This is a genomic window from Moorena sp. SIO1F2 (genome assembly GCF_010672755.1).
GTDB lineage: Bacteria > Cyanobacteriota > Cyanobacteriia > Cyanobacteriales > Coleofasciculaceae > Moorena.
Genome location: NZ_JAAHFV010000239.1, coordinates 1 through 10202, shown reverse-complemented (window position 1 = coordinate 10202; position 10202 = coordinate 1). Strand labels below are relative to the sequence as shown.

Below are 10202 nucleotides of genomic sequence, written 5' to 3'. Positions count from 1 at the left end.
TGGTAAAATAATTCACCTCAAAGTCCCCCTTTTTAAGGGGGACCAACGGGGGATCCATTTGTACCTCATACATGCAATTAACGCTATAATCATTAATACTCATTCTAAGCCAGGGAGCAGGGAGCAGGGAGCAGGGAATCGGTAGTGAAAAAAAAAGCAATTAAAGTAGGTTGGGTAAAGTAATCTATAGTTTTTATAGAACTCATGATGTACAAATGGATCCCCCGTTGGTCCCCCTTTTTAAGCTATCCATTAGGCAAAAGTAGTCGAAACGGTGATAGAGACTAGGATGTAGAAGCAAGTTGTGAACCTTCAAACAAATGGTAGAAGGTCGTTTGCCCTCGCCAGAGAGTTTTCAGGCCAGGTTCACCATCTCCACTACGAGCCAAAAATCCACCCAAGCGCGCAATCCAAATCAGAGCTTGATGAAGAGTAGGAGGTTTTTTCGAGCGGTTTTTGGGTTGAAATTTACGTCGCAAGAGTTTCCATTCCGCTGGAGAGAAAACAACTTGGCAAGAAGCATTCGGATTAAGTCGAGCGAGATTACGTCAACCACATTAGTCGCCAAGCAACAATGTTATAAGTAGCCAATGCTTTGAGTAAACGCTCTCGGGTTTGGAGTTGAAGTTTTTCGCGCGCGTCAGCCACTTTTTAGCGGTTTTGTGAAAGCGTTCTATAAGCCATCGATAGCTATACCACCGTACACATTGCCAAGCTTGTTGGAAGTCATCAATGGGTAGAGTAGTGAGCAACAACCAACGAATAGGTTGACTACCATCAGCCGGTTTCTCCGTTTCTTCTACCAGTAGTACGTTAATTTCCACTGGATGGAGATTGTGAGGTTTGGGGTGATGCATGAGGTACTTCCAGTGTGACTCTCATCCCTCGGATTTGCAATGTTGCTTGACGAGCTCGACGTTTGGGATTACGCTCCAAGTTAATGGTCATTGTACCTAAAATTGACCCTTGTTCAATCATCGGTAACAGATATCCCATCTCCTCTTTCACTCTGCGGTTATACTCTCCTCTAATCAGTAATTCGCTATTGGCAGAGCGCTTTTGGGCAAATAACTCAAAGATATCAGCCTCACGATCTGCAACATGTATAAGCTGGATTTTTTCGGCTAGTCCTTCTTCGGCTCCTTTAGCTGTCTGTAACCATCGATAGCTTTCTTTTTCTTGAATTGGTTTTTTCTTGCGTTCTTTTTTCTTTCCACTCCTTTGCTTTCTTGTCCAACTCTGCTGATGTAGCATTCCCAATGGTTCTCCTTTGCTACTTACTGCTATACAGCTATGAACTTTGATTCCTTGTTGAGGAGTCTGATTGATATATCCCAAATCTTTGGTTGCTTCATGTGTTGTATACTCCAAGTCGGTCGTATCCTGTATAGCCAGTACTACTCCTGCTTCTACACACCTCCTGACTACACCTTCCCTGTGTGAAGCCAATATTTGTGTTTTTTTCACTTTCTCATTTGACCAAAATCTGTAGATACTTTGGCTTTTGTTCGCATTACCACTCGCTTTCGGTACTGTTTCTCCTGGATGTTCGCTTAAGAGCAACAGTGTCTTTCTCAATCTTTTGGCATGGCGTATGTCCTGAAAAATTTTGGATTTATTTCCTGGCTTATCCAATCCTTCATTTGTTCTTCTTCATCCCCTGATTGACTTTTCCTCTGATACTCTCACAACCTTAGCCTTGCTGTCCACAAAGTGCGAACACGATTGTTAAGTTGATACTACAACTGGGAAAGATTGGGCGGCGCAGCGGAGGTTGAAGCGCTCCCTACGGTATCTTGCCACGCCAGTACAGTGTTTGGGTGGGGAGCAGCTTCAACCCGCCCAATAAGCGCGAAGCGTTTCCCAGTGGCGATAGCTATGATTTGGCCTAGCCTCTCTAAGAGTTGGCAATCGCACTCTTGGGAGACCCCTATTCGTCTAGCGATCGCACTTCTTATTTTGCGATCGCACTTCTTATTTTGCGATCGCACTTCTTATTTTGTGATCGCAGTCTTGGGAAACCCCTATTCGTCTAATAATGGCTCTCACCACTCCTCTCCCAATCCTTGCCTAAATCCTAGTCTCTATCACCGTTTCGACTACTTTTGCCTAATGGATAGCTTTTTAAGGGGGACTTTGAGGTGAATTATTGTACCTCATACATGCAATTAACGCTATAATCATTAATACTCATTCTAAACCAGGGAGCAGGGAGCAGGGAGCAGGGAATCGGTAGTAAAAAAAAATCCCAATTAAAGTAGGTTGGGTAAAGTAATCTATAACGTTTATAGAACTCATGATGTACAAATGGATCCCCCGTTGGTCCCCCTTAAAAAGGGGGACTTTGAGGTGAATTATTTTACCTCATACATGCAATTAACGCTATAATCATTAATACTCATTCTAAACCAAGGTTTTTTGCCCACCCTACAACCTACATTCTCAATTCTCAATTCTCAATTCTTCATTCTTCATTCTTCATTCTCCCATCGGTTCCCAATTCCCCGAAACAATGAAACTCGCCCAATAATAAGGATGCTGATACCTCTCGTCTTTCAACATGTCCAGTTGGGTCTGCCGCAGAGCCTCGGTGCGCCCCATGTTATCGTCTAGCAAGCGCTGATAGTAAGTCAGCATCAGCTCTTTGGTGGCTTCATCCTCTACCTTGCGCAAACTGATCAGCTGAGTTTGTGAACCAGCAATCACAAAAGCCCGACGCAAGCCATAGATGCCCTCTCCTGAACTAATCCGTCCGGAACCGGTATCGCAAGCGGATAAGACTACCAACTCGGTGCCAGACAACTTAAGTCCTACGGCTTCCAAGGCAGTGAGTACCCCATTCTCTGAACCAGTTCGCTTCTGCTTAAACCCTGCTAGCACTAGTCCGGACAACAGCATGGGATTGTCATAGAGTGTTGTCAGTTCTTGATTGGGAGCATTCTCGAAGAAACCATGGGTAGCAATATGCAGTATCCTGGGACTATTGACTCGTTTGACCGCTGACTCTGTGGCCTTAGCCCCCAGTAAAGGGTCTACTCCCAGCTTGTTAGCAATTTCTTTTACTTCCTCAGCGGTGCCTGGTAATGGTGAAAAGTCCAGCTTTGATAGGTCAATGGAACGGGTAAGGTGGGCACTGGGGAGGTTGCGATGATTTTGATTAGCAATTAATTCACCAGCAGAACGGTCAAAGTCAGGATTGCCCAACAACACGGGAGCAGTTTGACTAGCAGATTCCTGGGATAACCTCAGTAAGTCCCTGCCAGAGGTAAGGTAAGTAAAGCGATAGTTTTCCACCAGATACCGCTGCTGCTGATCCACCAGGGCTTCAAAGGGAATCAAGTTGAGCTCTCCCTCCGGGGAAAGTAAGATATGTCGAGTAGACCCTAACAGTTGGCGCACAGGCTCCATCAACTTCTGATCCACTTGCCGTGCGGCTTGCTTCAACTGAGCGGTGGATGTGTCTTTGTCTTGGAGAGAGAGCCGAAACAGCTCCAGGTCTGGTTCAATCAACTCAACCTCCCCTAAGTCAATCCCTTGGGGGTCTCCTTGGGAATGAAGCACGTAGGCGGCGTAGCGAGGGAGACCAAAACGTTGATCTTTTTTCGCTTTAGGATTATAAGGTCGATACTTGACCAATTCCACTAGGGCCGTATTAGCTGGAATCAGCTTTTGAATGGCTTCGATAGTCACAGGTTGGTTAGCTGTGCGAAAGTCAGGGCTGCGACGGCTAATTTGATCCTCTAATTGGTTGGCTTGTTCAGAGAGAAACTTAACCCTCTCTTGATAATATTTAAGAGGTAGATTTGCCGGTCGATTGTAGGTCAGATTGGCTAGTTGAGTGCGGGTAGCGTTGAGGTCATCCAGCAACCTCTGGCTTTTAGGGTCTAACTGTTGACCCAGGATTTGCTGGCTGTTGGTGATGAAATCGAGAACGCGACCTTTTCGCCGCAGGACGGTAGTCAAGGCCAGACGCGCTGCTCTGGAATTGTTGGGAGCTGCGTTGAGGTGCAGAGAAATGACTGCGTCTGTCCTACTAGAGATAGTATCAAGGTACTTTCGCTTTTGAGACTCAGAACCAGCAACCAAATTGGAGTGGAGGTTCCGTTCTTGTACCTCAAATCCTTGCTCCAACAGCTCAAGGGCAGAGGTGAACTTACCTTGAATGTAATACAGTACCCCCAGGTTGTTGAGGCTGATGGCCACATGTGGGTGGTCTGGTCCTAGCCGCCGTTTGATAAGCTCATAAGATTGCTGGTAGAGGGTTTCCGCCTCTTGGTACCTGCCCTGGCTAGAGTATAGGAAAGCCAGGTTGTTGAGGCTTAATGCAACATGGGGGTGTTCATCTCCTAGCAAGCGTTTCCTAAGGTCTAAGGCTTGCTGGTATAGGGGTTCGGCCTCTTGGTACCTGCCCTGGCTAGAGTATAGGAAAGCCAGGTTGTTGAGGCTGGTGGCCACATCGGGGTGTTCATCTCCTAGCAAGCGTTTCCTAAGGTCTAAGGCTTGCTGGTATAGGGGTTCGGCCTCTTGGTACCTGCCCTGGGTCTCGTACAGTTCTGCCAGGTGGTTGAGGCTGGTGGCCACATCGGGGTGTTCATCTCCTAGCAAGCGTTTCCTAAGGTCTAAGGCTTGCTGGTATAGGGTTTCCGCCTCTTGGTACCTGCCCTGGCTAGAGTACAGTAAAGCCAGGTTGTTGAGGCTGGTGGCCACATCGGGGTGTTGCTCTCCTAGCAAGCGTTTCCTAAGGTCTAAGGCTTGCTGGTATAGGGGTTCGGCCTCTTGGTACCTGCCCTGGCGAGAGTACAGTCCTGCCAGGCTGTTGAGGCTGGTGGCCACATGGGGGTGTTGCTCTCCTAGCAAGCGTTTCCTAAGGTCTAAGGATTGCTGCAAGAGGGGTTCAGCCTCTTGGTACCTGCCCTGGCGAGAGTACAGTCCCGCCAGGTTGTTGAGGCTGGAGGCCACATGGGGGTGTTGCTCTCCTAGCAAGCGTTTCCTAAGGTCTAAGGCTTGCTGCAAGAGGGGTTCAGCCTCTTGGTACCTGCCCTGGCTAAAGTACAGTCCTGCCAGGCTGTTGAGGCTGGTGGCCACAGAAGGGTGTTCCTTTCCTAGCAAGCGTTTCCTAAGGTCTAAGGCTTGCTGGTATAGGGGTTCGGCCTCTTGGTACCTGCCCTGGCTAGAGTACAGTCCCGCCAGGTGGTTGAGGCTGGAGGCCACAGAAGGGTGTTCCTCTCCTAGCAAGCGTTTCCTAAGGTCTAAGGCTTGCTGGTAGAGGGGTTCGGCCTCTTGGTACCTGCCCTGGCTAGAGTACAGTCCCGCCAGGTGGTTGAGGCTGGTAGCCACATCAGGGTGTTGCTCTCCTAGCAAGCGTTTGTTAAGGTCTAAGGCTTGCTGGTAGAGGGGTTCGGCCTCTTGGTACCTGCCCTGGCTAGAGTACAGTTCTGCCAGGTTGTTGAGGCTGGAGGCCACAGAAGGGTGTTGCTCTCCTAGCAAGCGTTTCCTAAGGTCTAAGGATTGCTGGTAGAGGGGTTCGGCCTCTTGGTACCTGCCCTGGCGAGAGTACAGGACAGCCAGGTTGTTGAGGCTGGTAGCCACATCAGGGTGTTCCTCTCCTAGCAAGCGTTTCCTAAGGTCTAAGGATTGCTGGTATAGGGGTTCGGCCTCTTGGTACCTGCCCTGGCGAGAGTACAGTTGCGCCAGGTTGTTGAGGCTGGTAGCCACATCAGGGTGTTCCTCTCCTAGGACTTGTTGCCGAATCCCTAATGCTCTTTCTGCTAGGGGGATAGCTTCTGAGTACTTTCCTTGTTGGTAAAGCTCCCACCCTTGCTGAGTAAGTCGAGACGCTTCTGCTAGTTTTCTTTCAATTACAGATTCGGTTAGCTCAGTTGATGGTGAGCTTTCTTGAGCTTGGGCTATACCCGTCTGTCCCCATGGTGGCACGGGAACTGCTCTGATCCCGATCACACCGACTAGGGTAGCGGCGATCAGCCCTGGCTTGATTAAGATTTTTGCCTTCATCAACGATTAGCCCCCTAAAATCTTAACCATTTTTTGTTCCAGTTGACCTGCCCTGACTTGATCTCCCAAGGTTTGATAAACCTCTTTCCCTTGCTCTAGCCACGCGATCGCTTCATTCTTCTGACCGATAATCCCACTGGTAACTGCCAGCCCTCCAAGCACTTGAGCTTGAGTGTCTAAATCTCCTGCTGTCTTGGCCAGTTCTAGGGCTTGCCGGTAACCCTCCCTAGCTAGACGATTTAATCCCACTTGTTGGTAAATCTCCCCCAGAAGTTGATAAACCCGAAGCGACTCAGGTTGATCAGCCAAAGCTGTTTCCAGCAGGTCAATGGCTTCAGGATTTAAGTCATTGCTGCGGTACAAATGAGCCAAAGCTAGTGCTTCTGCTGGCTTACTCAACTGCTTTTGCTTAATTTGCTCTGCTGCTGCTGATACCTCCTGGGCTTTTTCCTGATCGAGGATGGTAAACCCGAAACTCCCTTCCTGTTTAGAACTTTTGCCTTGGTCAGTCTTGACAATCAGCCAATAACGAGCACCTGGTTGTAGGGACTGCTTGCCTGAGTAAACTATCTCCGTTGCACTGGTTTCCTGAGTCCACTTCACCCCTGGACCTATCACCCTCACCTGGTAAGTGCTCGCGCCCTCAACCTGATGCCAGCCCAAGAGCGGTTGCTGATTAAGCACAGAACTATCCCGAGGTCTAAGAATATAAGGAATGTCTGGATTATTGGCTGCTCTTTCAATCACTGTATCCTTGTCGGATTGAGATAGCTTTGGTTTTGAGGTAGGAGGACAGCCTTCAGATACGATATAGTCTCTGCCACCCTCCGGTTCCCACGGCATTAAGTTCTGGCACAGGACTTTAGCAAAGGTATTGCTGCCCAGTAAGAGGTGATCCTTAGCCGCCAATGGCGCACCAATAAAGGCTGGCTGATAATCCTGCCAAGTGGAACGCTTCATTTTCACCTGACCTTGAGGACGAAGGGCCACAACTAGATTTAAACCATTTCCAATCGGACGAGCTGGTCTAGCTAAGCTCACTACCAAGCTCAGCCCCAGGATCAAGCCAATCAAGAGTTTCCATTTTTTCCATTGCATTAGAGTTTACCTGCCTTCTTTAACGCTTTGTAAGCTAAAACTAACCATTTCGGTTGATCGGGATTATCAATTGAACCTAGCTGAGAACACTTTTGCCATTGTTCAAGGGCTTCGCCATTGCGCGTTTGCTGTTCATAGACCTGAGCCAACAAACAGTGGGCTGAAGCGCGAGTTGTGATTTGTTCCAATCCCTCTGGTGTAGTGGCTAAAGCGATCGCTCCGGTTAGAATGGACTCTGCTTGGTCTAGTTGCTGCTGTTGTAACAATGCCCAACCGAAATTTTTCATCAAGTTGTATCTGATTCTCAAGGGCTGATTTTCCATCTCCTGTAAACTCTTCCAAAGCAGAGGCGTAGCCAATTCTGGTTTTTTCTCCAATATCCACAAGCGAGCCAAATTGTTCTGGGCTCTAATCAAATTCCCCTTAACAGCAAATTGATATTGACTCTTGGCTTTATCGAACTTTTGCAGGTCTTCGTAGAGGGACCCTAAATTATAGTGAGCGTTGGCATTGTCTGGATCGAGAGCCAAAGCCTGAAGATAGTCAGCTTCAGCACCAGCCAATTGCCCCTGATTATATTTCTTGACTCCCTGGCGATTGTACCAATCGGAAAAAGCTGGCTTGTTCGAGGATAATAGGACTATAATCGCAGACACGAATAATGTGAAAGCTAACTTGGCTTCTTGATGGTAAGGCTTGGGAATACGCAGCCTGTTGAGTAATTTTTCAAACCCTTCTTTTCCGGCCTGGGTCAGTTCGCTTCTGGCTTGCAATAGGGTTAAAATACTCGGAAACGCCACCACTGCTACTCCTGGAACTCCGGTCCCGGCACTCAGAAATCGGGGCACAATATCCACCAACAAGCTCAGATTCACTGTCCAACTGAACACCGTCAGCCCTCTCCACAACCAATCCCAGCGGTCCGAGAGATGGGGTGATGCTTCTGTTTCCAATCGCCACCACCACGCAGCTGCGGGAGGCTGAAAACTGTTTCGGTACTCAGCTAAGTCGATGACTTTGGTAATCTGCCCTGCTTTGCTCTTAAGCTCACGGTCCAACTCAATCAGTCGCTGTTGATCAGTTGTAGATACCTGATTACACTGACTCCAAACGGCCTGCACAGCATCCCTGGCATTGAAAATCTCTAGCACTTCCTTTACTTGAGGAGATTGAGACTCTTTTAGGTTAGAGAGTGCTTCTTGATAGCAATTAAGGGCAGTTTCTAGCTCAGAAGTAGTCATCTATAATTTGACGACTCAATAGCACAGTACAGAAGATTCTTTTGTAGTTTAGATCTTTTTTTATCTATTTGGAGCAATTAGGAAAAAACTCTTGCATAACTCATAACTAGTAAAAACGCTATATCTCTTAGGGAATATGCCGTAAGGAGTAGACCCTAGGGAGTAGTGGTTCAGTTATCAGAAAAAAATAGCAATTAAAGTAGGGTGGGCAAAGTCATCTAATCATTAATACTCATTTGAAGCAAACGGTTTTTGCCCACCCTACAAGCTTCAAAGGAGTAGGGAAAAAAAATAGCAATTAAAGTAGGGTGGGCAAAGTCATCTAATCATTAATACTCATTTGAAGCAAACGGTTTTTGCCCACCCTACAAGCTACGCGAACAACCAACCAACCTTCAACCTTCCCAAACCTTGGCCAAAAGGCCACGCTACGCGAACAACCTTCAACCTTCCCAAACCTTGGCCAAAAGGCCACGCTACGCGAACAACCTTCAACCTTCTTAACCCTTCAAAAATCAATCGCTAACAAAATCGTTTCCATCTCTTCCCGTGACAATCCCCCATGAGCGCCCAACTTGTGTTGTTCAAAACGGTCTTCTTCATACCACCAAACCGTTTCATATTTATGGGGTAAAATCACTAAATTACCTAACCGATTAAGCAATAATGGGGAGAGTTCACCTATACCGAAATACCCTTGTTCAATTAATGTCGTGGTGCGGTACACTGTTGCTCGATCTGCCAACTGCTCCGTCAGCAAATCATAGACTTTATCCAAATGGTCGTCCTGAATGTACAACACCATATCCCGACATGACCCCCCTGGCACCAACAGTTTACCTTGGGCATTCCTTTTAATAAACTGTTCAATAGAAGGGCTAAGCTGATTCAAATAAATAGTAGTCTCTGGTGAAACTTCTATTTGTCCATGATCAGCCGTAATTAGTAATAATGTATTCTTCAGCTTACCAGCTACGGTTTGATATAAAAGTCGCTCCATGGTTAGCAAAAGCGTGCTAACTTCAGCCTGGAACTGGAGGGAGCCAGGACCGTATTTATGAGCGATGCCATCAACAGTATCCAAATACAGAAAAAAGTAGCTCTTATCGGATTCAGCGATCGCTGCTTCAGTCAGGTTAACTAATGCTTCAGGAATAGTTTTGTAGGAAACAGTAGTTGCCCCATCACACACCGCTCGTGAAAAAGGAGAGTAAGCATAATTGTAGTGTTGAAAACAATAAGATTGCACACCATACTGTTGCAATTTTTGATAGAGAGTTTGGGTAGGGAAAAGGCTTTGCTCAGAAATGCCAGTTGTGTGTAAGGTTCCCCGTTGCTTATCACCCGCAAACGAAAACATCAAGGGAGCAATAATATCATCCAACAGCGGCTCATAGTAAAACCAATGGAAGACACCACTCTCACCAACCGGAAGCCCTGAATGAATAGTACTCACATGAGCAGCAGTTGTGGAAGGAAACTGGGTAGTCAATTTAGAAGCCACACCTTCTACTACAAACCGCTTCAAAAATTCCGATTGTTCAACATAGTCCTCAAAAAAACGCCACCCGAAAGCATCAACAAAAATCAGAATAACCTTATCATAGCGATCCGGTAATTCTCCTAATACACTCCTAGGTAAACCCATGTTTCCTTGACCGGTGAGCAGATGATAGATCATCTGGGGAATCTGGGAGAAACAATAGGAGTCATAAAGGGGCTTACCAATGTGGTCATTTATTCTAGCGTTTTGAATAGCTTTTAAGGATTGAGAGTTAATCATAGATAGCAAAGGGAGTAGGGAGTAGGGAGTAGGGAGTAGAGAGTAGGGTGTAGGGAGTAGGGTGTAGG

The 10202-nt window shown here is 47.1% G+C and carries 7 protein-coding genes and 1 pseudogene; 1 reads left to right on the top strand and 7 read right to left on the bottom strand.

The window, feature by feature from the left end:
- Positions 1–284: 284 nt before the first annotated feature.
- The 3 genes and pseudogenes from F6J94_RS23420 to F6J94_RS23410 form a co-directional block, all read right to left on the bottom strand.
- A pseudogene (locus tag F6J94_RS23420) lies at positions 285–530 on the bottom strand (IS4 family transposase); the annotation flags it as partial.
- Between the two features lie 27 nt (positions 531–557).
- Positions 558–824 carry a hypothetical protein gene (locus F6J94_RS23415; RefSeq protein WP_293030860.1) on the bottom strand — a complete coding sequence of 89 codons (267 nt, stop codon included), beginning with the start codon at positions 822–824 and terminating at the stop codon, positions 558–560.
- The gene (locus tag F6J94_RS23410) at positions 814–1635 is read right to left on the bottom strand and encodes an IS4 family transposase (RefSeq protein WP_293044609.1); all 822 of its coding nucleotides are present in this window, start codon (positions 1633–1635) and stop codon (positions 814–816) included. The genes F6J94_RS23415 and F6J94_RS23410 overlap by 11 nt, the downstream gene beginning before the upstream one ends.
- Positions 1636–1755: 120 nt before the next feature.
- Here F6J94_RS23410 and F6J94_RS23405 point away from each other — a divergent pair, with 120 nt between their 5' ends.
- A complete protein-coding gene (locus F6J94_RS23405; protein WP_293044607.1) occupies positions 1756–2145 on the top strand; it encodes a hypothetical protein in 390 nt (129 codons plus the stop codon).
- Between the two features lie 333 nt (positions 2146–2478).
- Here F6J94_RS23405 and F6J94_RS23400 read toward each other — a convergent pair whose 3' ends face one another.
- From F6J94_RS23400 to F6J94_RS23385, 4 genes are all read right to left on the bottom strand, one after another.
- Positions 2479–6012: a CHAT domain-containing protein gene (locus tag F6J94_RS23400; protein ID WP_293044606.1), complete on the bottom strand. Its 3534-nt coding sequence runs from the start codon at positions 6010–6012 to the stop codon at positions 2479–2481.
- A 6-nt stretch (positions 6013–6018) separates the two neighbouring features.
- Positions 6019–7110 (bottom strand): hypothetical protein, encoded by a 1092-nt coding sequence (locus tag F6J94_RS23395; protein ID WP_293044604.1) that lies wholly within the window; start codon positions 7108–7110, stop codon positions 6019–6021.
- Positions 7110–8351, bottom strand: coding sequence for a tetratricopeptide repeat protein (locus F6J94_RS23390; RefSeq protein ID WP_293044602.1), 1242 nt, complete (start codon positions 8349–8351; stop codon positions 7110–7112). The genes F6J94_RS23395 and F6J94_RS23390 overlap by 1 nt, the downstream gene beginning before the upstream one ends.
- Before the next feature lie 508 nt (positions 8352–8859).
- A partial coding sequence (locus F6J94_RS23385; protein WP_293044600.1) for an alkaline phosphatase family protein occupies positions 8860–10202 on the bottom strand: 1343 nt, incomplete at its 5' end.